This is a genomic window from Streptomyces malachitofuscus, from assembly GCF_055571035.1.
In genome coordinates this window covers 1-24,434 of the sequence record NZ_JBVIGA010000005.1, presented here as the reverse complement: position 1 = coordinate 24,434, position 24,434 = coordinate 1, and the positions used below count along the sequence as shown (strand labels likewise).

Below are 24,434 nucleotides of genomic sequence, written 5' to 3'. Positions count from 1 at the left end.
ACGCCCCCTGGGAGCAGGACCCATCGTCAACGCATCTGATCCGAAGTGAGGAACCGCGTGTCTGTCGACAAGGCCCAGCGCCAGGAGACCGAGCAGGTGACCGCACCGGGTTCGTTCCGCAGCGAGTGGACCCCCTGGATCTTCTCCGGCGACACCACGGCCGCCGTGCGCGCACAGGCCGGACGGATGCTCGGCCACCTCGCCCGGAGCGAGGACACCGTCGGCAGTCTCGGGCTCGCCCTGGCCGGGGCCCATGACCCGTCCCGGGTGCGCTCGGTGGTGCTGGCCGGGACCCGCGAGGAGTGCGCGACCGAACTGTCCGCGCTCGCCGCGGACCGCACCACGGCATTCCAGATCAACGGCACGGCTCGCAGATGTGAACGGACCGTGTTCGTCTTTCCCGGTGTGGGATGCCAGTGGGTCGGCATGGCCGCCGATCTGCTCGACTGCTCGGACGTCTTCCGGACCGCCGTCGATGCGTGCGCCGAGGCGCTCGCGCCCCATGTCGACTGGTCGCTCGAACAGGTGCTGCGGGCGGCACCCGGCGCCCCGTCCCTGGACCGTGAGGATGTGGCGCAGCCCGCCATGTTCGCCGTCATGGTGGGGCTTGCCGACGTCCTGCGTTCGTTCGGCGTCCGGCCGGCGGCGGTGGCCGGCCACAGCAACGGCGAGATCGCCGCGTCCGTCGTCTCGGGAGGCCTGTCCCTCGAGGACGGGGCCCGGGTCGTGGCGCTGTGGAGCAAGGCGCAGATACCGCTCGTCGGCAACGGCGCGATGATCTCGGTCCCGCTGCCGGCGGCATCCCTCGAACCGCTGCTGGCCCGGTGGCAGGGGCAGCTGGCGCTCGCCGCGGTCAACGGGCCGCGCTCGGTGGTGCTGTCCGGCGACCGGGACGTCATCGACCGGCTGCTGGAAGAGTTCACCGCCGAAGGAGTCAGGGCCAAGCGCATCCCCATCACCGTGGCAGGCCACTCCCCGCAGATGGAGCGACTGCGCGAGGAAGTGCTGACCGCGCTCGCCCCCCTGCGGCCGCGCACCGGGACTGTGCCCTTCCACTCCAGCGTGACGGGCGGGCTCCTGGACACCCGGTCCCTGGACGCCGGCTACTGGTACCGCAACATGCGGGACACCATCCGGTTCGACCAGGTCACCCGCTCGCTGGCCGACCACGACAGCTTCGTCGAGATCAGCCCCCACCCCGTGCTGACCATGGCTCTCGGGCAGACACTCGACGAGGCGGAATCGGACGCCGTCGTCGTCGGCACCCTGCGCCGCGGTGACAGCGGTCCACGCCGCGTCCTGACCTGCCTTGCCGAACTGCACTGCGCCGGCACGGCCGTCGACTGGACCCCGGCCTTCCCGCCGGACGCGGCGGCCGTACCCCTGCCCCTGGACGAACCGGGACCGGTGCGGCACCCCGACGGGCCACCGCCCCACGACCCGCCGGTCGAAGACGCCGCCGCCTCCCTGATGGACCTCGTGCTCGGCGAACTCTCCCTCGTCCTGGGCCGTGACCGGCGCGACATCCCGCCGTCGGAGGCCTTCTGGGACCTGGGCATCGACTCGGCGATCGCGGTGGAACTGCGCGGGAGGCTGGCCGCCGCCACCGGAATGCGGCTGCCCACCGGGCTGCTCTTCGACTACCCCACACCGGAACGCCTCGTGGCCCGCCTCGCCACCGAGCAGGCCGGCGACGCCCCCGCCCAGGAGTCCTCCCGGCGCCGGGCCGCGGCCCCCGACGAACCCGTCGCGATCATCTCCATGGCCTGCCGTTATCCGGGCGAGGTGAACTCGCCCGAGGACCTGTGGCAACTGCTCCTGAACGAACGGGACGCGATCTCGGCCTTCCCCGGCAACCGCGGCTGGCCCGCCGACAATCGGGAGGACGCGGCCCCCGCGTACCGCAGGGAAGGCGGGTTCCTGCACGACGCCGACCGCTTCGACGCCGCGTTCTTCGGCATCGCTCCCCGCGAGGCAGCGGCCATGGACCCACAGCAACGGCTGGTGCTCGAGACCGTGTGGGAGGCCGTCGAGCGGGCGGGCCTCGATCCGGCGCGGCTGCACGGCAGCGCGACCGGGGTCTACCTGGGTGCGATGGCGCAGGACTACGGCCCGAGGCTGCACGAGGCGGACGACTCGGCACGCGGACACCTGATCACCGGCACGGCCACCTCTGTGGCCTCGGGCCGGATCTCGTACACCCTCGGCCTGGAAGGCCCCGCCCTCACCGTGGACACCGCGTGCTCCTCCTCGCTGGTGGCGCTGCACCTGGCCGCGCAGGCGCTGCGCCAGGGGGAGTGCGAGCTCGCCCTGGCGGGCGGAGTCACCGTGATGGCGACTCCCGGCCAGTTCACGGAGTTCGCCCGCCAGGGCGGCCTCGCCGCGGACGGGCGCTGCAAGCCGTTCTCCGATGCCGCGGACGGCACCTCCTGGGGCGAGGGCGTCGGAGTGCTGATGCTGGAGCGGCTGTCGGACGCACGGCGCAACGGCCACCGGGTGCTGTCGGTGATCCGCGGTTCCGCGGTGAACCAGGACGGCGCCTCGAACGGTCTGAGCGCGCCGAACGGCCCCTCGCAGCGACGCGTGATCCAGGCGGCGCTGGCGAGCGCGGGCCTCGGCCCGCAGGACGTGGACGCGGTCGAGGCACACGGCACGGGGACAGAGCTGGGCGACCCGATCGAGGCCGAGGCACTGATCGCCGCGTACGGACAGGACCGCCCCGAGGACCGTCCCCTGTGGCTGGGCTCGGTCAAGTCGAACATCGGGCACACCCAGGCCGCCGCCGGTGTCGCGGGCGTGATCAAGATGGTGCTGGCGATGCGCCATGGAACGCTGCCCGCCACGCTGCACACCGACGTCCCCTCCTCCCGGGTCGACTGGGACGCGGGCGCGGTACGGCTGCTGACCCGGCCGCGGAACTGGCCCGAGACGGACCGCCCCCGCCGGGCGGCGGTGTCGTCCTTCGGCATCAGCGGTACGAACGCGCACCTGATCCTGGAGGACGTGCCACAGGGGCCCACCGAGACGCCCGACGCCGCCGGGCCGGCCGAGCCCCGTGACCGGCTGCCGCTCGTCCCGTGGGTGGTGACGGGCCGAACCGAGTCCGCGCTGCGGGCCCAGGCGAGCCGGCTGCTGGCACACATCGAGACACGGCCCGGGACCGATCCGTACGGCATCGGCCTGTCCCTGGCGACCACCCGCACCGCCTTCGAACACCGCGCCGTGCTGCTCGGCGCGGGTCTGCCCGAACTGACCGCCGCGCTGTCCCGGGTGGCGGACGGAACCCTCGGACCCGACGTCCGGACGGGAACGGGCCGCACCGGCGGCAGGACCGCGTTCCTGTTCGCGGGCCAGGGTGCCCAGCGGCTGCGGATGGGAGAGGAACTGTGCGCGGCCTTCCCCGTCTTCGCGGAAGTCTTCGACGCGGTCTGTGCCCATGTCCCGGGCCTGCGGGACGTCGTCTTCGGCCACGACGCGGAGGCGCTGAACCGTACGGAGTACGCCCAGCCGGCCCTGTTCGCCTTCGAAGTCGCCCTGTACCGCCTCCTGGAGTCGTGGGGCGTCGTCCCCGACCTCCTCACGGGGCACTCCGTCGGTGAACTGGCCGCCGCGCACGTCGCCGGGGTGCTGTCCCTGGAGGACGCGTCGAAGCTGGTCGCGGCCCGCGGCCAACTCATGCAGCGACTCCGCCCGGCCGGCGCGATGTTCGCGCTGCGCGCTACCGAGGAGGAGGTGCTGCCGCTGCTGCGGGGGCACGAGGCCGAGGTGGGCATCGCCGCTCTCAACGGTCCCGCCGCGACCGTCGTCTCAGGATCGGAGGCGTCCGTCGCCGCCGTCGCCGCGCGAGCCGGGTCCCTGGGCCACCGGGCCACCCGGCTGCGCGTCAGCCACGCCTTCCACTCCCCGCTGATGGAACCGATGCTGGAGGAGTTCCGCGCGGTGGCCGAAAGCCTCAGCTATCACCCGCCGCGGACAGCGGTGATCTCCGCTGCGACCGGTGAACCGGCCGGGGCCGACCAGCTCACCGATCCCGACTACTGGGTGCGGCACATCCGCGGCACGGTCCGCTTCCACGACGCTGTCTGCCGCCTGGAAGAGCTCAGGACGACCCGTTACGTGGAGATCGGCCCCGACGGCACCCTCACCGCCATGGCCGAGGCGTGCCTCACCGACACGGCGGACACCCTCCTCGTCCCCGCCGTACGCAGGGACCGCCCGGAGGCCCGCGGCGTCCTGACCGCGCTGGGCGACCTGATCGCGCATGGTGTCGTACCGGACTGGCGCGCCCTGTTCCCCGGTGAGGCACCGGTCGAGCTGCCCACCTACCCCTTCCAGCGGGACCGGCACTGGCTGACGGACACCCACTCGAACCGGGATGTGACCGCGGCCGGACTCGACCCCGCCGGGCATCCGCTGCTGGGCGCCACCGTCAGCTCCGCGGACTCCGGCGAGGTCCTGTTCACCGGACGCCTGTCGCTGCGCAGCCATCCCTGGCTCGCCGAACACTCCGTCCTCGGACGGGCGGTCATGCCCGCCACCGGCTACCTCGAACTCGCCCTGCACGCGGGCGAGCGCACCGGCTGCGGTCATGTCGCCGAACTCGTGCTGCACAGCCCGCTCGTCATCCCCGAGGACGGTGACGTACGGATCCAGCTCACCGTCGGCGCTCCGGACGCGTCGGGCGGCCGCGTCCTGCGCGTGCACTCACGGCCCGCCGACACCGACGCGCCATGGCGGCAGCACGCCCAGGGTGTGCTCGCCGCCGAGGCGCCGCCGGCCACGAGCGACCCGGTCGCCTGGCCTCCGCCGGGCGCGCGGGAGATCCCGGCGTCCGGCCGCTACGAGCGGTTCTCCGCCGAAGGCCTGGACTACGGGCCGGCCTTCCAGGGCCTGGGCACCGTCTGGCGTCTCGGAGCCGAACTCCTCGCCGAGATCACCCTGCCCGAGGCGCACCACCACGAGGCGGGCCGCTTCGGGCTCCACCCCGCGGCCCTCGACGCCGCCGTGCAGCTCTTCCTCGTCGACGGCATCGACACGGCGAACGGAACCGGTGCGACCAGCGTCGGCGGGGACTCCTCGACGCCACGGCTGCCGTTCTCCTTCAGCGGCGTCACCCTGCACGCCTCGGGTGCCACGTCCCTGCGTGTCAGGTGGACGCCGACCGGCGCCGACACCGCCTCGCTCGCCGTCAGTGACCCCACCGGGGCCCCCGTACTGACGCTGGACTCGGTGGCGCTCCTGCAGCTGCCGGCCGGACAGATCACCGCTCGGCCGGCTCCCGCCGACCGCGCCGGCCTGTGGCGCGTGGACTGGCAGCGGGTACCGGACGCTACGGGGAAGCGCCCGGCCGGCCGGTGGGCCGTACTCGGCTCCGACCCCCTCGACCTGGCCGAAGCACTCGCCGGCGGCGGTGTCACCGTCGACGCCCACCGGGACGCCGACGCCCTGAGCGCCGCCCTGGACGCCGGACAAGAGGCCCCCGACGTGCTGGCTCTCGTGCACGCCGAACACGAGGGCGACGCAGCCGGCCCGGACGCGGCCCACACCGCGGTTCGGGCGGCACTGGACCTGGTCCGGCGATGCCTCCGGGACGAACGCCTGGCCAGGACGTGCGTCATCCTGGTCACCACCGGCGCGGTCGCCGTCCTTCCCGATGAGGATGTACCCGACCTCACGGGCGCCGCCGTGCGCGGGCTGATGCTCAGCGCCCACAACGAACACCCCGGCCGGTTCGCCCTGCTGGACGCCGGGGCCCAGGACACGGACACCTTCCGACTGGCCGAGGCGGCCCGGGCCGCCGCCGGCGGCGCACGGGCCCTGGCCCTGCGCGACGGGCAGCTGTACACGCCGCGCCTGGAGCGCACCCCACCCGCCGAGGGCGGTACCGAGGCCTTCGCCGCCGACGGCACGGTGCTGATCACCGGCGGGACCGGCGCCCTGGGCCGGCTGGTCGCCCGGCACCTGGTCACCCGGCACGGAGTACGGCAGCTGCTGCTGGCGAGCCGTCAGGGCCAGGCCGCCGAGGGCGCGGCCGAACTGGCCGCCGAACTCGCTGCGTCAGGTGCCCGCGTCACGATCGCCGCCTGCGACGTCGCCGACCGGTCCGCGCTGGAGCGGTTGCTGGCGGCCGTACCGGACGAGCATCCGCTGACCGCCGTGATCCACACCGCCGGAGTGCTGGACGACGCCACCCTGCACAACCTCACACCCCGGAGCATCGACGCGGTACTGCGCCCCAAGACGGACGCCGCCTGGCACCTGCACGAACTCACCCGAAACACGCCGCTGTCGGCCTTCGTGCTGTTCTCCTCCGTCGCCGGCGCCGCCGGAAGCCCCGGCCAGGCCAACTACGCGGCCGCGAACTCCTACCTCGACGCCCTCGCCCACCACCGCAGGGCCCGCGACCTGCCCGCCACCTCCCTGGCCTGGGGACTGTGGGAGACGGAACGGGGCATGGGCGGCTCGCCGGCCGAAGCCGACCTGGCCAGATGGGCCCGCACAGGGGTGCTGCCGTTGTCGGCCGAGGAAGGCATGGAACTCCTCGACGCGGCCCTGACCTCGGGCCGGCCGATGCTCGTGCCGGCGCGGTGGAACCTGCCCGCGCTGCGCGACCCCCAGCACACCGATTCCGTGCCCGCGCTGCTGCGCTCCCTCGTCCCCCCGCAGCGCCGCCGTGCGGCCGCTCCCGGTGCGTCCGGCACCGACGCCTCGGCATGGGCGCACCGTATGGCCGCACTGCCGCCGGCCGAGCGCCGGCGCACGGTGGCCGCACTGGTCCGGTCGGTCTCCGCCTCGGTCCTCGCGCTGGACGGTCCCTCGTCGGTCGCGGAGAACACGGCGTTCAAGGCCCTGGGCTTCGACTCCCTGGCAGCGTTGGAGCTGCGCGGCCGCATCCAGTCGGCCACCGGCGTCCGACTGTCGGCAGCCGCTGTCTTCGACCACCCCACACCGGCCGATCTGACCGACCGGCTGCTGGCCGAGGTCACACGGAGGTCACCGTCCGCCGACACCGCCGCCGCCACGGACGGGACGGCCACCCGGGCCGGGGACGGCCAGGACGATCCGGTGGTGCTGGTCGGTATGGCCTGCCGCTATCCGGGCGGCGTCCGCACTCCGCAGGAACTGTGGGAGCTGGTCACCGCCGGTGTGGACGCCATCGGCCCCTTCCCCGGCAACCGGGGCTGGAACATCGACGAACTGTACGATCCCCGCCCGGGGCGCCCCGGCAAGACGTACACCCGGCACGGCGGATTCCTCTACGACGCCGACCGGTTCGACGCGGACTTCTTCGGCATCAGCCCCCGCGAAGCCGAAGCGATGGACCCCCAGCAGCGGCTGCTGTTGGAGACGAGCTGGGAAGCGATCGAGAACGCGGGCATCGCCCCCACCACGCTGCGCTCGACCCGGACCGGGGTCTTCAGCGGGGTCATGTACAGCGACTACAGCTCGAACCTGAACACGGGAAGCGCACTGAGCGTGGTCTCCGGGCGGGTGTCGTACACCCTGGGACTGCAGGGCCCCGCGATCACCGTGGACACCGCCTGCTCCTCCTCCCTGGTGGCGCTGCACCTGGCCGCGCAGGCGCTGCGGCAGCAAGAGTGCGATCTCGCACTGGCCGGCGGGGTGACGGTGATGACGACCCCCGAGCTCTTCGTCGAGTTCAGCAGGCAGCGCGGGCTGGCCGCGGACGGGCACTGCCGGCCGTTCGACGACTCGGCCAGTGGGACGGCGTGGGCCGAGGGGGCCGGGGTGGTGCTGCTGGAGCGGCTGTCCGACGCCCGGCGCAACGGCCATCGGGTGCTCGCCGTTCTCCGCGGCTCGGCCGTCAACCAGGACGGCGCCAGCAACGGCCTGTCCGCCCCCAACGGCCCCTCCCAGGAACGGGTCATCCAGGACGCCCTGGCCGCGGCCCGCCTCAGCGCCGCCGACATCGACGCCGTCGAGGCCCACGGCACCGGAACCAGGCTCGGCGACCCCATCGAGGCACAGGCCCTTCTCCACACCTACGGCACAGAGCGTGACGTCCCGCTGTACCTGGGCACCCTGAAGTCCAACATCGGCCACGCCCAGGCCGCCGCGGGCATCGGCGGCGTCATCAAGACGGTCCTGGCCCTGGAGCACGGCCTCCTTCCGCAGACCCTCCACGTCACCCGCCCCACCACACATGTCGACTGGACCGACGGCATACAGCTCCTCACCCGCACCACCCCGTGGCCCGATTCCGGTCGCCCCCGCCGTGCCGGCGTCTCCTCGTTCGGCATCAGCGGCACCAACGCCCACGTCATCCTCGAACAGGCCCCCGAGCCCGAGCCGTCGGCCACACCCCGGGTAGCCGGGGCGCCCGCCCTGCTGCCCTGGGTGGTCACCGCCCGGGGCACCACGGCACTGCGCGACCAGGCCCGACGTCTGCTGCCCCTGGCGACCGCCGCCGTCGGCGCCGACGCCGGCCCGGCATCCCTCGACCTCGGGTACTCGCTGGCCACCACCCGGTCCCCGCTCACCGACCGGGCCGTCGTCCTCGGCGCCGGACCGGAGGAACTGCTCGGCGGACTCGAGGCGCTGGAGCAGGGCGCGACGGCACCGAACCTGGTGACCGGCCGCGCGCGGGACGCGGGCCACACCGCCTTCCTCTTCACCGGGCAGGGGTCTCAGCGCCCCCGTATGGGCGCCGAACTGTACGGGACCCAGCCGGTGTTCGCGGCGGCACTGGACGCCGTATGCGAGCGCCTCGACCCGCACCTGGACGTGCCGCTGCGGGAACTGCTCCTCGCACCGGAGGGCAGTGAGAGAGCCGCGCTGCTGGACCGCACGCGGTACACCCAGCCCGCCCTGTTCGCCCTGGAGGTGGCCCTGTACAGGCTCCTGGAGTCGTACGGAGTCGTCCCGGACTTCCTCATCGGGCACTCCGTCGGGGAGCTGGCCGCGGCCCACGTCGCAGGTGTCCTCGGCCTCGACGACGCGTGCACGCTGGTGGCGGCCCGCGGGCGGCTGATGCAGTCCGCGCCGGCGGGTGGCGCGATGGCGGCGATCCAGGCCACCGAGGAGGAGGTGGCGCCCACTCTGACGGAGCAGGCCGTCATCGCCGCGGTCAACGGCCCGGACGCGGTGGTGATCTCCGGTGACGAACAGGCCGTGGAGAAGGCGGCGGCGCGCTGGGAGAGCGCCGGGCGGCGGGTCAAGCGGCTGCGCGTCAGCCACGCCTTCCACTCCCCGCATCTGGACGGCGTTCTCGACGAGTTGCGCGAGGTGGCGTCCGGCATCGCCTACTCGGTCCCGCGGATCCCCGTCATCTCCTGCGTCACCGGCCGGCAGGCCGACGCCGGGGAACTGGCCGACCCGCAGTACTGGGTCCGGCAGTCACGCGAGACCGTCCGCTTCTTCGACGGCACCCGCTTCCTCGCCGGCCAGGGGGTGACCACCTGGCTGGAGCTCGGACCGGACGCGGTCCTCAGCGCCACCGTCCAGTCGTGGCAGGCCGGCCCGGCCGAGGGGACACCGGTCGCGGCGGCCCCACTGCTGCGTCGCGGCCGCGACGAGACACGGACCTTCCTGGAGGCGCTGGCCCTGGCCTACGTCGGCGGAGTGGCCGTCGACTGGAAGGGCTTCTTCCCCGGCGGACGGACCGTGGCCCTGCCCACCTACGCCTACCAGCGCGAGCGTTACTGGCAGAGCCCCCGGACCGGCAGACCGGCGGCCGGAGCTCATCCACTGCTGGATCACACCGTCGAACTGGCGGGCGACCAGGGCTGGGTGTTCTCCGGGCGGCTCGATCCCGGCAGCCGGCCCTGGCTCACCGAGCACACCATCATGGGCCGGTCGCTGCTGCCCGGCGCGGCCGTCGCCGAGCTGGCCCTGTACGCGGCACGCGAGACCGGCTGCGCGGGCGTGGCCGAGCTGACTCTGGAACAGCCCCTGCCCGTGGCCGGGGACACCGCGATCCAGCTCATGGTGACCGCCCCCGCCGAGGACGGCACCCGCTCCTTCACCCTGCACTCGCGCCACGGGAGCACCCCCGAGGCGCGGTGGACCCGCCATGCCTCCGGTCTCCTGCGAACGGACAAGGCGGTCGACGACACGGCGGGCGCCGCAGCGTTCCCCCCATGGCCGCCCGCCGGGGCCACCCCCCTCGCCGTCGACGGCCTCTACGCCACGCTGGCCGGGTCCGGCTATGAGTACGGTCCCGCCTTCCAGGGGCTGCGTGCCGCCTGGCGGCGCGGGCAGGACGTGTACGCGGAGATCGCTCTGCCCGAACAGGCCCATGACGAGGGCTTCCTGCTGCACCCGGCGGCGCTGGACGCCGCGCTGCACGCCGCTCTCATCCGGGACGGTGACGAGGACGCCCGGCTCGTCGTGCCGTTCTCGTGGAGCGACCTGACCCTGCACGAGTCCGGCGCGACCGCGCTGCGGGCGCGCCTGAGCCCGGGCGACGGTGACACCTGCTCGGTGCTCGTCGCCGACGACACCGGCGCGGTGGTGTTCCGTGCCGGGGCACTGGCACTGCGAGAGCTCCCGGCGGATCCGGCCGGCGCCGATGGCGCGGCCCTGCTCGTCACGGAGTGGGTGCGAAGGGACCCACCGCCGGACACCCCGGTCGGGCCGTGGGCCGTCGTGGGCCCGGGCGGCACCCCGATGACGGAGTCGGTACGCGCCACCGGAGCGGCCGTACGCGCCTACCGCGACCTGGCCGAACTCGGGCGGGCGCTGGACGACGGCGCCGAGGCGCCCGCCGTGGTCGTCGCCGCCTCGGCCTGGCCCTCCGCAGCCGCCCCCGGGTCAGCGGCCGGAGCCGTTCTGCATCTCCTGCAGTCCTGGCTCGCCGACGAACGCCTTGAGGACGCCCGGCTCGTCCTGCCCACCGAGGGCGCTGTCGCGGTCACCGACGCCGAGCGTCAGGACCTCGCCGGGGCGGCCGTGTGGGGGCTGGTCCGCTGTGCCCAGGCGGAACGGCCCGGGGCGTTCACCCTGGTCGACACGGACGGCCGGCCGGAGTCCGTCCGCGCCCTGGTTCCGGCCCTGGCCTCGGAAGAACCCCAACTGGCCGTCCGGGCGGGGCGGATGTGGATCCCGGAACTGCGGCGGCCGTCCGCCGCCGCGGCCCCCGAGCCGCTCGCCGTGCCCTTCGACGAGCACAGCCACGTCCTGATCACCGGCGGCCTCGGGACCCTCGGCCGCCTGGTGGCCCGCCATCTGGCGGAGCACTACGGCGTACGGCGCCTGCTGCTGACCGGTCGCCGTGGCATGGACACACCTGGTGTCGAAGGGTTCCTCGCCGGCCTGGCCCGGGCGGACGTGGAGGTGACGGTCGCCGCGTGCGACGTGGGGGACCGCGCGGCCGTGGCAGCCCTCCTGGCCGCCGTACCGGAGGACAGGCCGCTGACCGGTGTGGTGCACGCGGCCGGAACACTGGACGACGCGGTCGTCGAGCGGCTCACACCCAAGCGGCTGGCGAGGGTGCTGCGTCCCAAGGCCGAGGCCGCCGTTCATCTCCATGAGCTCACCCGGCACCTGGACCTGTCGGCGTTCGTGCTGTTCTCCTCGCTTGCCGGCGTCCTGGGCTCGGCGGGCCAGGCGAACTACGCGGCCGCCAACGCCGTACTCGACGCCCTGGCCCGGCAGCGGCACGCCGAGGGGCTGCCCGCGCTGTCCGTGGCGTGGGGCCTGTGGGCGGACGAGAGCGCGATGTCCGCGTCCCTGGGCGAGGCGGATCTACGGCGGATGGCCCGCTTGGGCATCGGAGCGCTCTCGGCGGAGGAGGGCCTCGCGCTGTTCGACACGGCCGTCACCTCCGGCCTGCCGGTGCCGGCCGCCATCCGGCTGGCACTCGGGGAGGCGGACTCGGACGCGGTGCCGGCACCGCTGCGTGCCCTGCTGCCCCCCGCTCACCGGGGGCCGGCGCACGGCCCGGACCCGGCCGTCGGGCTGCGCGACCTGCTGGCTCGGGCGCCCCGGCACGAACATCGTCACCTGCTCCTCGAAGCCGTACGGTCCCAGGTGGCCGCCGTCCTGGGGCACGCCACCCCCGATCGGGTGACAGCCGACCGCCAGTTCCAGGACCTCGGCTTCGACTCCCTGACGGCGGTCGAACTGCGCAACCGGCTCAGCTCGGCCGCGGGAGTCAGACTGCCGCTCACCCTGATCTTCGATCACCCCACCCCGTCAGCGGTGGCGGACCGGCTGGCCGACCTGGTGGCAGGGCCCGACGCGCGGGGCCCTCGCGGCACACCCGACGCCGCCGCCGGCCCCACGGTCGGCGAGAGCGCACTGGACACGATGACCACCGACGATCTGGTCCGCCTGGCACTCGGCGGCGGCGAGTCCTGACCCGTCCCGGCGGGGACACACGGAGAGAGCACACGATGCCGTCCACACCACCCCAAGAAGTCGTCGAGGCGCTGCGAGCCGCCCTCAAGGAGAACGAACGCCTCCGAGCAGTCAACCACCAGCTCACGAACAGCGAACACGAGCCGATCGCCATCGTCGGGATGGCATGCCGCTACCCCGGCCAGGTCGCCTCTCCGCAGGATCTGTGGCGGCTGGTCACCGACGAGGTGGACGCGATCGGCCCGTTCCCCACCGAGCGCGGCTGGGACCTGACCACCCTGTACGACCCGGACCCCGACACCCCCCGCACCTCGTATGTCAAGGAGGGCGGCTTCCTCCACGACGCCACCCGCTTCGACGCCGAGTTCTTCGGCATATCGCCGCGCGAGGCAGACGCGGTCGACCCGCAGCAGCGGCTGCTCCTGGAGACGGCGTGGGAGGCGTTCGAGCACGCCGGCATCACTCCGGGGTCGGTGCGCGGCAGCCGCACCGGTGTGTTCGTGGGCGTCATGTACGCGGACTACCTGTCCCGTCTGACCCCGGCACCGGCCGAACTGGAGGGATTCCTGGCCACCGGGGGCGCCGGGAGCGTGGCGTCCGGCCGTATCGCCTACGCCCTCGGACTGCAGGGCCCCGCCGTCACCCTGGACACCGCCTGCTCCTCCTCCCTGGTGAGCCTGCACCTGGCGTGCTCGGCGCTGCGGCGGGGCGAGTGTTCGCTGGCCCTGGCCGGCGGAGCGACGGTCATGGCCACACCGCTGCCCTTCGTGGAGTTCAGCAGACAGCGCGGGCTCGCCCCGGACGGCCGCTGCAAGGCGTTCTCCGCCTCCGCGGACGGCACCGGCTGGTCCGAGGGCGCCGGGATGCTGCTGGTCGAACGGCTCAGCGACGCCCGGCGCCTGGGTCATCCCGTACTGGCCGTGATCCGTGGCTCCGCGGTCAACCAGGACGGGGCGAGCAACGGCCTGACGGCGCCCAACGGCCCGTCCCAGGAGCAACTGATCCAGCAGGCGCTGGCCGACGCCGGTCTGTCCGCCGCCGACGTGGACGCCGTCGAGGCACACGGCACGGGCACCACGCTGGGCGACCCGATCGAAGCGCAGTCCCTCCTCGCCACCTACGGCCGCACCCGCTCCGCGGGCGATCGGCTGCACCTGGGCTCCGTCAAGTCGAACATCGGGCACACGCAGGCCGCGGCGGGCGCCGCCGGGATCATCAAGATGACCATGGCGCTGCGGCACGGCGTCCTTCCCCGGACTCTGCACGTGGCGGAGCCCACGCCCCATGTGGACTGGTCCGACGGCACCGTCGCGCTGCTCACCGAGACGATCCCGTGGCCCGATCACGGCCGCCCGCGGCGCGCCGCTGTCTCCTCCTTCGGCATCAGCGGCACCAACGCCCACATCATCCTGGAGCAGGCCACCGAACCCGCGCCCGAGCCCCGGTCCGGAAAGGCGCAGCCGCTGCCCCTGGTGCCGTGTCTGCTGTCCGCGAGCAGTGATCACGCGCTGCGCGCCCAGGCGGACCGGTTGCACCGGCACCTGACGGGCGCCGCCGAGGCGACGACCGCCGAGCTCGGCGACATCGGCTTCTCCCTCGCCACCACACGCGAGCACCTGCCCCACCGCGCGGCGCTGCTCGCCGAGGACCGGCGGGCCCTGCTCGACGCGGTGCGCGCGCTGGCCGACGGAACCCCGCCCGTGGATCTCGTCCAGGGCACGGCGGCCGAGGGACGGACCGCCTTCCTCTTCGCCGGACAGGGTGCGCAACGGTCCGGGATGGGGCGTGACCTCCACCGCACGTTCCCGGCCTACGCCGAAGCCTTCGACGCCGTGTGCGCCGTGGTGGACCGTCACCTGGAACGGCCGCTGAAGGACGTGGTGCACGCGGCCGCCGACGCTCCCGGTGCCGCGCTGCTGGACCGGACCGAGTACACCCAGCCGGCGCTGTTCACCTTCGAGGTCGCGCTGTACCGGCTCCTCGAGGCCTGGGACATCCGGCCCGACGCGGTGCTCGGACACTCGGTCGGCGCACTCGCCGCCGCCCATGTCGCCGGTGTGCTCTCCCTGGAGGACGCCGCCGAACTCGCCGTGGCCCGGGGCCGGCTCATGCAGCGGCTGCCCGGCGGGGGCGCGATGGTTGCCCTGCGCGCCGACGAGGCAGAGGCCGCCGCCCTGATCGGCGGACTCGAGGACCGGATCTCCGTGGCCGCGGTCAACGGGCCCGCCGCCACCGTGCTCTCCGGCGACCGGGACGCGCTCAGCACCTGCGTACGGCCCTTCGAGGCGGCCGGCGGGAAGGCCACCTGGCTGCCCGTCAGCCATGCCTTCCACTCGCCGCTGATGGAACCGGCCCTGGACGACCTGCGGGCCGTCGCCGAGCGCCTCACCTACCAGGACCCGCGGCTGACCGTCGTATCGGATCTGACCGGCCGGCCGGTGACCGGGAAGGAGCTCGGGGACCCCGAGTACTGGGTCCGGCACGCGCGCAGCACGGTGCGCTTCCAGGACGGTGTGGACACCCTCGCGGAGCTGGGCTGCACCCGGTTCGTGGAACTGGGGCCGGCCGGCGACCTGACGTCCCTGGCCGACGACTGCCTCGCCGCGACCGGCGGCCCACGACGGACCCGCCGCGAGGCGATACCGGTACTGCGGCGGAACCAGCCGGAGGCCCGGGCCCTGATGAGCGCCGTCTCCCGGCTCCACGTCTGCGGCACCGCGGTCGACTGGGCCGCGGTGTTCGCGGACCGGGACGCCCGCCGGGTCGAGCTGCCGACCTACGGATTCCAGCGCCGCACCCACTGGCCCGAACCGGCGTCGGCCGCCGGCGATGTGAGCTCGGCCGGACTCACCCGCTGCGACCACCCCGTGCTGACCGCGGTCACCGAACTACCCGAGACCGGGGGGCTGTTGCTGAGCGGGACCCTGTCCCAGGCGACCCATGCGTGGCTGAGCGGGCACCAGGTCGCGGGGGAGACGCTGCTGCCCGGCACCGCCCTGCTCGATCTGGCGGTGTGCGCGGCCCGCGTGGGGGACGCCGGGGAGGTGGAGGAACTGGTCCTGGAAGCCCCGCTGACCGTCGCGCGGGACGCCCGGATCGAGGTGCGGGTGTCGCTGGCGGCCCCTGACGCCGACGGCCGCCGAGCGGTCGCGGTCCACTCGCGCCGGGCGGGCCGGGACGGCACCGGGACCTGGCAGCGCAACGCCCATGGCACGATCACTCGTCAGCAGCAGCACCCGGCGGCCGACTTGACGACCTGGCCCCCGCCGGCCGCCCACCCGGTGGCCACGCCCCCCGGCGACCTCTACATGGAACTGGCCGCGAGGGGCCTGGAGTACGGGCCCGGCTTCCGCGGCGTACGGGCGATGTGGCGGCGCGACAGGGAGATCTTCGCCGAGATCGCGCTGCCCGGCTCCGACGACCAGGGCCCCGGCGGCCACTGGCTGCACCCGGCCCTGCTGGACGCCGCGCTGCACCCGATCGCTCTCGCCGCCCCGGCGGACGACGCCAAAGATGCGGGCTCCCGGGTGCCGCACGTCTGGTCCCATGTACGGGTCCACGGCCCGGGCGGCGAGGCGCTTCGGGTGCGGCTGGCACCGGCGGGAACCGACGCGTACTGCGTCGACCTGGCCGATCCGACCGGACGACCGGTGGCCTCCATCGGTTCGCTGGCGCTGCGGCCGATCCCCGCCCGGCACGGAGGCGGGCCGCCCGACGGCCTGTTGCGGCCCGCGTGGGAACAACTGCCCGGGCTGCCCGCCGCCCCCCGCACCGACCGATGGGTGCTCGTGGGCCCGGACGGCCCGGACGGCACGGGGCTCGGCCGGCGAACCCACGCCGACCCGGCCGGCCTGGCCAAGGCGCTGGACGCGGGTGAGCGGGCGCCCGAAGCGATCGTGCTGCCCTGCCCGCTCGCCGAAGGCGGCGCCGCGGACGCCGCCACCGTACGGGAAACCTTGCTCGGGGTCCTGACCATGGTGCAGCGGCTCCTCGGCGACGACCGGCTGACCGGCACCCGCCTGGTGGTGCTCACCCGCGGTGCCGTCACCGTGGGCGCGGAACAGCACGGCGGCGCGCTCGCCCACCGGGCCGTGTGGGGGTTGCTGCGCTCGGCCCAGGTCGAGCAGCCGGGCCGCTTCGTCGTGGTCGACGAGGACGGGACACCGGGCTCGTGGCAGGCCCTGGCGGCGGCCGTCGCGACCGGCGAACCACAGCTCGCACTGCGCGGCGGCACCGCGTACCGCCCGTCCCTCACGGCCGGGGCAGCGGACGACGAGCTGACCCCGCCGCCCGGGGCGCCCGACTGGCATCTCGACTACGTCGCGAAGGAGACGTTCACCGGGTTGTCCCTGAAGCCGTGGCCACAGGCAGCTGCTCCGCTGGGGCCGGGCCAGGTCCGGGTGCGCATGCGTGCCGCAGGTCTGAACTTCCGCGACGTCCTGCTGTGTCTGGGCGTGATCCCGCCCTCCGTCGACGGGCACGCCGACGACGCGGGACAGGGCGGCGAGGGCGCGGGAGTCGTCCTGGAAGTCGCCCCGGACGTCACGGACCTGGGTCCCGGTGACCGGGTGATGGGTCTCTTCAACGGCATCGGACCGGTCTCGGTGACCGACCGCCGGCTGGTGTGCCCGATCCCGGCGGGCTGCTCCTTCCGCCAGGCGGCAGGTATCCCCGTCACCTATCTCACCGCCTACTACGGCCTGGTCGACCTGGCGGGCCTGCGACAGGGCGAATCCGTGCTGATCCACGCCGGGACCGGCGGGGTCGGTACCGCCGCCGTCCAGCTCGCCCGCCACCTGGGCGCCGAGGTGTTCGCCACGGCGAGCCCCGCCAAGTGGGATGTCCTGCGCGCCGCCGGTCTGCCCGACGAACGCGTCGCCTCCTCCCGCGACCTTGACTTCGAGCAGCGCTTCCTGCGGAGCACCGGCGGCGCCGGCGTCGACGTGGTGCTCAACTCCCTCGCCGGGGAGTACACCGACGCCTCGCTGCGGCTGCTGCCGCGCGGCGGGCGGTTCCTGGAGATGGGCAAGACCGACCGGCGGGACGCCGCGGACGTGGCCCTTCACCACCCCGGCGTCGCCTACCACGCCTACGACGTGCGCGATCCCGGCCCCGAACGCATCCAGGAGATCCTGACCGTCCTGCGGGAGATGTTCCAGCAGGGCACGCTCACCCCACCGCCGACCTCCTCCTGGCCCATCCACCGCGCTCCCGAGGCGTTCCGGTATCTCGGCGAGGCCCGGCAGGTCGGCAAGGTCGTGCTGGACCTGCCGGACGACGACGAACTGTGGGACGTCGGCCGGGCCGTGCTGATCACCGGCGGGCTGGGCTGGCTCGGCCGGCTCACCGCTCGGCACCTGGTGACCCGGCACGGAGTGCGGCACCTTGTCCTCATGGGCCGCGGCGCTCCCGGCGACGACGCGGCCCGGGACATCGCCGAACTCCGGGACCTCGGCGCCGAGGTCCGCACCGTGTCCTGCGACGTGGCCGACCGTGACGCGCTGGCCGCCGCCCTCGCGTCGCTGGCCCGCGACGACGTCCGCCTCGGTGGGGTGGTGCACGCGGCGGGCGCGCTGGACGACGGACTGCTGACGTCGCTGAATCCCCAGCGGCTGGACCGGATCCTGCGCCCCAAGGTCGACGGGGCCCTCAACCTGCACGAACTCACGTCGCCCCTCGGACTCTCCGCGTTCGTCGTCTTCTCCTCGCTCGCCGGCACCGTCGGCTCTCCGGGCCAGTCCGGATACGCCGCCGGCAACGCCTTCCTCGACGGACTCATGGAGTGGCGGCGTTCGGCCGGCCTCCCCGGCATCTCGCTCGTGTGGGGCCTGTGGGAGGGGACCGGAGGCATGGGCGCCGGACTGACCGGCCCGGACCTGGCCCGCATGGCCCGCGCGGGGGTGACACCACTGCGCCCCGAGCAGGGCCTCGCCCTGCTGGACGCGGCGGTCCGCCGCGGCCTGCCGGTGAGCGTGGCCGTGGGAGGGAACCTCCGGCCGTCGGCGAGCGGGGCGGCGGCACCGGTCCCCGCCGGGCATCCGGTCCCTGCCGGACAGCCGGCCGTCGCAGGGGCGCCGCCCGGGGCGGACGCCGGGACCGGTGACCTGCTCCTGGACACGGTGCTGCGGGAGGTCGCGGCCGTACTCGGGCATCCCTCCGCCGCCGCGGTGGACCCGGACGGCGTCTTCGCCGACCTCGGCTTCGACTCGCTGACCGCTGTGGAGCTGCGCAACCGGCTCGCCGCGGCCACCGGGGTCCGCCTCCCCGCCACCTTCGTCTTCGACTGGCCGACCCCGGCGGACGTCACGGAACGGCTGCGCGAGGAACTCAAGGACCCCGAGACGGAGACCATGCCCCTGGCCCTGCTCGACGGGATCGGCCGACTGGAGACCGCGGTCGCCGAAGCCTCCCTGGGGGACGCCCAGCGGGCCGCCGTGCGCGACCGGCTGCGCGGTCTGCTGACCAAACTGAGCCCGACGACGGAGGATGACGCAGCGTGGTCATGAACGGGATCCGTACGTTCCAGGACCGGGACGGCACGGCACGCCTGGTGTGCTTCCCGCACGCGGGCGGAAGCGCGAGCGCGTTCGCCGCGCTGTCGGCGGCTCTGCCTGACGACATCGAACTGCACGCCGTGCAGTACCCGGGCCGACAGGACCGGCGAGGCGAGCCGTGCGCCGAAGCCATCGAGGAGTTGGCGGCCGGGGCGGTCGCGGCCCTCGCCGGACACGACGACCGGCCGCTGTTCCTGCTCGGCCAGAGCATGGGCGCTCTCGTGGCCTTCGAGACGGCCCGTCGGCTCCGCGAAGGGGGAGCAGTCACCCGGCTCTTCGTCTCGGCCGCCCGCCCTCCCTCGGTGGACTGGGGGGAGCCCGACCTGGACGAACTCGCCGACGAGCAGATCGTGGGCGAGCTGCGGCGGCTCGGAGGGATACCGGAACCGGTGCTCACCGACCCCGAGTTCATCGCCGAGGCGCTGCGGCTGTTGCGCGCCGACGTCCGTGCGCTGCGCCGCTATCGCTGTCGTGACGGTGAGGCCGTGGCCGCTGCCCTCACCGTCGTCGTCGGATCCGGCGACCCGAAGAACTCCGTCGCGCAGATGCGGGACTGGGCGGGGCACACCACCGGCCGGCACACCGTGGAGACCCTGGACGGAGGCCACTTCGCCCTGACGGAACGTACAGCCGAGGCGGCGGCGCTGCTGACCCGCCACATCCGCGCGGACATCGCCGGGCACGCGGACGGCGAAGGACGTACGAGCGGTGCCGCGCCCGCGGACCTGGTACGGGAGATCCTGGTGGCCGGAGTGAGCGGCCGGCGCCCGCCGCTGCCCACCGACCTGACGGCGCTGGAGGACGTCGCACGCACCAAGCTGACGCCGGACGCCTTCGCCTACGTGGCCGGAGCGGCGGGCAGCGGCGCCACCGGCCGCGCCAACCGCGCGGCGTTCGACCAACGGCGGCTGGTACCTCGGATGCTGTGCGGCACCGCCCGCCGTGACCTCACGGTCAGCCTGGCCGGACAGCGGCTCCCCGCACCGGTCCTGCTGGCGCCCGTGGCCGCGCAGGCGGTGGTGCACCCCGAGGGGGAGCTCGCCACCGCCCGGGCCGCGGCCGAGGTCGGCCTGCCCTTCGTGCTGTCCACCTTCTCCGCACACTCCCTCGAGGAGGTGGCCGGGCAGTCCGGCCAGGTGCCACGCTGGTTCCAGCTGTACCTGCCCTCGGACCGGGCGGTCGCCGAGTCCCTGGTCCGCCGGGCCGAGGCCGCCGGTTACACCGCCCTGGTGGTCACGGTGGACGCCCCCTATCTGGGCTACCGCCCGATGGAACTCGACCACGCCTACTCCCCGTTCCTGCGCGGCACCGGAATCACCAACTTCACCACGGATCCCGCGTTCCGTGCCGGGCTGCCCGACGACGCCGATCCCGCGGCGACGGTCCGGCGCTGGGCGGAGATCTCCATCGACCCGACCGCCACCTGGGACGGGCTGTCATGGCTGCGCGAGGTGACCGATCTGCCGGTGTTCGTCAAGGGCGTCCTGCATCCGGACGATGCCCGGCTGGCGGTGGAGTACGGGGCGCACGGCCTGGTCGTCTCCAACCACGGCGGGCGTCAGCTCGACGGCAGCACGGCCGCCCTGGACGCGCTGGTCGCGGTACGTGCCGCCGTGGCCGAGCGGGTGCCGGTGCTGCTGGACTCCGGCGTGCGCTCCGGCACCGACGTGGTCAAGGCCCTGGCCCTGGGCGCGGACGCCGTCCTGATCGGCCGGCCCTACGTGTACGGACTCGGACTGTCCGGGCAGCGGGGGGTCGAGCACGTCCTGCGGTGCCTGCTGGCAGATCTCGACCTGGCGCTGGCCCTCACCGGATGCGCGTCCTTGGCCGACATCACACCGAGCTTGATCACGGACGGACGATTCCGCCCCTCCACGGCGGATTGAGGAGCCTGACATGTCACTTTCCGAAGCGGTACGTGCGGGCGCGTCGCCGGAGGAACTGGCCTCCACCGACCCGCCCGCCGAATTCCTCGCCGCGCACCTGCGGGTTGAGGACGAGAAGGCGTTCGAGGGCATCGACGGCGACCGCGATGTGCGCAAGACCCTCCACGTGGGCCCGGTTCCCCTGCCCGAGCTGGCGCCCGACGAGGTGCTGATCGCCGTCATGGCCAGCTCCATCAACTACAACACGGTCTGGTCGGCGACCTTCGAACCCATGTCGACCTTCGGCTTCCTCAAGGCGTACGGACGGCAGGGCGGCTGGGCGACCCGGCACGACCAGCCCTTCCACGTCCTGGGGTCGGACGCCGCGGGCGTGATCGTGCGAGCGGGCAGCGGAGTACGGCGCTGGCGGGTCGGCGACCATGTGATGGTCAACGGCGCCTGCGTCGAGGACCAGGAAGCCTCGGTCCAGGCCGACGGGATGCTCAGCGAGAACCAGCTCGCCTGGGGCTATGAGACGAACTACGGCGGCCTGGCCGAGTACACCATCGCCCGGGCCAGCCAGCTCATACCCAAGCCGGCCCACCTGACCTGGGAGGAGGCCGCCTCCACGCCCGCCTGCGCCGGCACCGCGTACCGGATGCTGGTGAGCGACCGCGGCGCCCGGATGAAGCAGGGCGACGTCGTCCTCATCTGGGGCGCCTCCGGTGGCCTCGGTGCCTACGCCGTCCAGTTGGTGAAGAACGGCGGTGGAACAGCCGTCGGCGTGGTGGGGTCCGAGCGGAAGGCGGAGGCCGCCCGCGCCCTCGGCTGCGATCTGGTGATCAACCGCGCGGAGATCGGCATCGGCGAGGACACCGGCGATGATCCTGCGGTGGCGGTGGAGCAGGGCAAACAGCTGGGCCGGCTGATCAGACAGGGAGTGGGAGAGGACCCCCACATCGCGTTCGACCACGTGGGCCGGTCCACCTTCGGCATCTCGGTGTTCGTGCTGCGGCGCGGCGGGGCCGTGGTGACCTGTGGATCGAGCACCGGCTACCAGCACCAGTTCGACAACCGCTACCTGTGGATGCGGCTCAAGCGCATCATCGGCAGCCACGTCGCCAACCTGCAGGAACAGGTCGACTGCGCACGGCTGTTCGACCAGGGCGGCATCGTGCCCGCGCTGACGTCCCTGTATCCGCTGCGGGAGATCGGCGAGGCGACCCGGTTGGTCCAGCTCAACGAGCACATCGGCAAGGTGGGCGTGCTCTGCCTGGCCGACCGCCCCGGGCTGGGCGTGACCGACCCTCAGCGACGCGACCGGATCGGCGAGGATCGGCTCACGCTGATGCGCAGATACGCCTCCGACGACGTGCGAGAGAGGTGACGGGACCATGCACAGCGGGACAAGCGCGGCGGTCACCGTTCTGGGCACCGGTCTCCACCTGCCCGAACAGACGGTGACCAATGACGACATGGCGGCCCGGGTGCCCGGCGCCTCGGCCGACTGGATCGCCGACCGCACCGGCATCCTCGAGCGGCGCTACGCCGCACCCGGCGAAGCCGCCTCCGACCTGGCCGTCCACGCCGCCCGCAGGGCACTGGACCAGGCCGGTGTCGACGCCGACGAACTCGACTTCGTCATCGTCTCCACCACGACCGGGGACGCACTCGTACCGGCCACCTCCAGCCTGGTGCAGCACGCGCTCGGCGCCCATCGGGCCGCCTGCTTCGACGTGAACATCGGCTGCACCGGCTTCGTGACCGCACTGTCCATCGCCCGGGCGTACGTGACCCTGCGCAGGGCGACCAAGGTGCTGATCGTCGGCACCGACGTCTGGAGCCGCTTCGTCGACTTCGAGGACCGGGCGACCAGCGTGCTCTTCGGCGACGGCGCCGGTGCCGCGGTCATCGGTGCCCCGCCCGGCACCGGCGACGCCGAAGGCCGTGGACTGCTCGACGTGGCACTGGTGAGCCATGGCGCGGAGCACGGGCTGATCACCCTGCCCGCGGGTGGCAGCCGGTGTCCGGCATCGGCCGGGACGGTCACGGACGGCGGCCACCTGCTGCGGATGCAGGGCCGGGCGGTACGCAGCTTCGTACTGGACAACGTGCCCGGCCTCCTCACCGGGCTGCTGAAGCGATGCGGCTACGAACCCACCGATGTGGATCACTTCGTACCCCACCAGGCCAATGGGCGCATGGTGACGGAACTCGCCCAGGCAGCCGGCCTGGAGCGGGCGCAGACCCACCTGCCACTGCGGTACAGCGGCAACATCGGCTCCGCCTCGGTGCCCGTCGCCCTCGACACCGCCAACCGCTCCGGGGCGCTGCGCGAGGGCGACCTGGTGCTGCTCGCCGGCTTCGGCGCCGGCATGGCGGCCGGTGCCGCACTGATGAGGTGGACCGGCACGGAGGGGAGAGCGCGATGACCGGAGCCGTGCACAGGGTCGGCGTGGTGGGCTGCGGGACCATGGGCGCCGGGATCGCCGAGGTGAGCCTGCGCGCCGGCCTCGACGTACGGGTTCTGGTCTCCGCACCGGACCGCGTCGAGGGCGCGGAACGCCGCCTCGCCGCCGCGTTCGAACGGGCCGTCACCAAAGGCCGTATGACCCCTCAGGAGCGCGAGGACGCCGCCGGCCGGCTGCGGATCACGGCGGACGTCGCCGACCTCGCCGACCGGCAGCTCGTCGTGGAAGCGGTGGCCGAGGACCTGGACGGCAAACGCCAGGTCTTCAAGGCGCTCGACGACCAACTCGCGGACCCGGCTGCCGTGCTGGCGTCCACCACCTCCAGCTTGCTGGTCGTCGACCTGGCCGACGCGACCAGCAGACCCGAGTCCGTCGTCGGGTTGCACTTCTTCAACCCGGTCCCGGCGATGCCTCTGGTCGAGCTGGTCCTGACGGACCGCACCGCGGAAGGGAGCGCGGCGGCAGCCGAGGCGTACGCCGTGGACGCGCTGGGCAAGGAGGTCATCCGCACCCGGGACCGCTGCGGTTTCGTGGTCAACGCGCTGCTCGTGCCCTACCTCATGGCAGCAGTCCGCATGTACGACCAGGGTGTGGCCGACGCCGAGGACATCGACCGCGGCATGACGCTGGGCTGCGGGTACCCGATGGGCCCGCTCGCCCTTCTCGATATGGTCGGTATCGACACCATCACCGCTGTGGCGCACAGTATGCGGGAGAACGGCACCGACCTGATCATCGAAGTGCCCCCACTGCTCCCCCGGATGGTCCAGGAGGGCCGGCTCGGCCGCAAAACGGGCCACGGCTTCTACCGCTACGACGAACCCTCGTGCTGATCCTGGGCGAGTGCCCCCGGCAGGAAGCGCCTGGGGAAACCGGAGCCAGGGAGGCGGAAACCGACCAGCAGACCGCTGGCGGTCGCCGCCGCCTCGCGAGCCGGCGCCCCAGGAAGACGCCCGCCCCGTCGATGCTGATCACCGTGTCCCCGCATGTGCCGATGCGGGCCGGCCTCAAGGGCGGGGGCCGTTCTTGCGCAGCCACGTTGTGCAGACCTGCCGCCCGCGAACGGCCGGGCAATGCGCCCGGCCGGACGGTGGTCGGACCTCTGAGCAGCGTCTCCGACGGCACCCGTCGGACCCGGTGACACCTCCTCATGTTGTTGTCAAGCCGCAGGGGTGATGGGAGTTGGGGGTTGATAGCTCTGCCGGTCACGGATCATGGCGAAC

6 protein-coding genes and 2 pseudogenes are annotated in these 24,434 nt (G+C 73.7%); all 8 read left to right on the top strand.

Features of this window, described 5'->3' with window-relative positions:
- Positions 1-57 precede the first annotated feature (57 nt).
- The 8 genes and pseudogenes from ACZ44S_RS08640 (at position 58) to ACZ44S_RS08605 (ending at position 24,044) form a co-directional block, all read left to right on the top strand.
- The gene (locus tag ACZ44S_RS08640) at positions 58-12,321 is read left to right on the top strand and encodes an SDR family NAD(P)-dependent oxidoreductase (protein WP_466926006.1); all 12,264 of its coding nucleotides are present in this window, start codon (positions 58-60) and stop codon (positions 12,319-12,321) included.
- Positions 12,318-16,007: pseudogene (locus ACZ44S_RS08635) on the top strand (type I polyketide synthase); the annotation flags it as partial. The gene ACZ44S_RS08640 and the pseudogene ACZ44S_RS08635, both read left to right, overlap by 4 nt.
- A 96-nt stretch (positions 16,008-16,103) precedes the next feature.
- Positions 16,104-18,827 carry an SDR family NAD(P)-dependent oxidoreductase gene (locus tag ACZ44S_RS08630; RefSeq protein WP_466926666.1) on the top strand — a complete coding sequence of 908 codons (2,724 nt, stop codon included), beginning with the start codon at positions 16,104-16,106 and terminating at the stop codon, positions 18,825-18,827.
- Positions 18,824-19,492, top strand: a pseudogene (locus tag ACZ44S_RS08625) (thioesterase II family protein); the annotation flags it as partial. The gene ACZ44S_RS08630 and the pseudogene ACZ44S_RS08625, both read left to right, overlap by 4 nt.
- Positions 19,493-19,600: 108 nt before the next feature.
- Positions 19,601-20,761 carry an alpha-hydroxy-acid oxidizing protein gene (locus tag ACZ44S_RS08620; protein WP_466926664.1) on the top strand — a complete coding sequence of 387 codons (1,161 nt, stop codon included), beginning with the start codon at positions 19,601-19,603 and terminating at the stop codon, positions 20,759-20,761.
- Between the two features lie 10 nt (positions 20,762-20,771).
- Positions 20,772-22,127: a crotonyl-CoA carboxylase/reductase gene (ccrA, locus tag ACZ44S_RS08615; RefSeq protein WP_466926004.1), complete on the top strand. Its 1,356-nt coding sequence runs from the start codon at positions 20,772-20,774 to the stop codon at positions 22,125-22,127.
- Between the two features lie 7 nt (positions 22,128-22,134).
- Complete coding sequence (locus ACZ44S_RS08610) at positions 22,135-23,172, top strand: 3-oxoacyl-ACP synthase III family protein (protein WP_466926001.1); 1,038 nt, start codon at positions 22,135-22,137, stop codon at positions 23,170-23,172.
- Positions 23,169-24,044, top strand: a complete 876-nt coding sequence (locus ACZ44S_RS08605; RefSeq protein WP_466925999.1) for a 3-hydroxybutyryl-CoA dehydrogenase — start codon at positions 23,169-23,171, stop codon at positions 24,042-24,044. The genes ACZ44S_RS08610 and ACZ44S_RS08605 overlap by 4 nt, the downstream gene beginning before the upstream one ends.
- Positions 24,045-24,434 lie beyond the last annotated feature (390 nt).

What these genes read in the sequence shown, in the direction of transcription:
- ccrA (WP_466926004.1), top strand. Translation starts at nt 20,772, where the DNA reads ATGTCACTTTCCGAAGCGGTACGTGCGGGCGCGTCGCCGGAGGAACTG.
- ACZ44S_RS08610 (WP_466926001.1), top strand. Translation starts at nt 22,135, where the DNA reads ATGCACAGCGGGACAAGCGCGGCGGTCACCGTTCTGGGCACCGGTCTC.
- ACZ44S_RS08605 (WP_466925999.1), top strand. Translation starts at nt 23,169, where the DNA reads ATGACCGGAGCCGTGCACAGGGTCGGCGTGGTGGGCTGCGGGACCATG.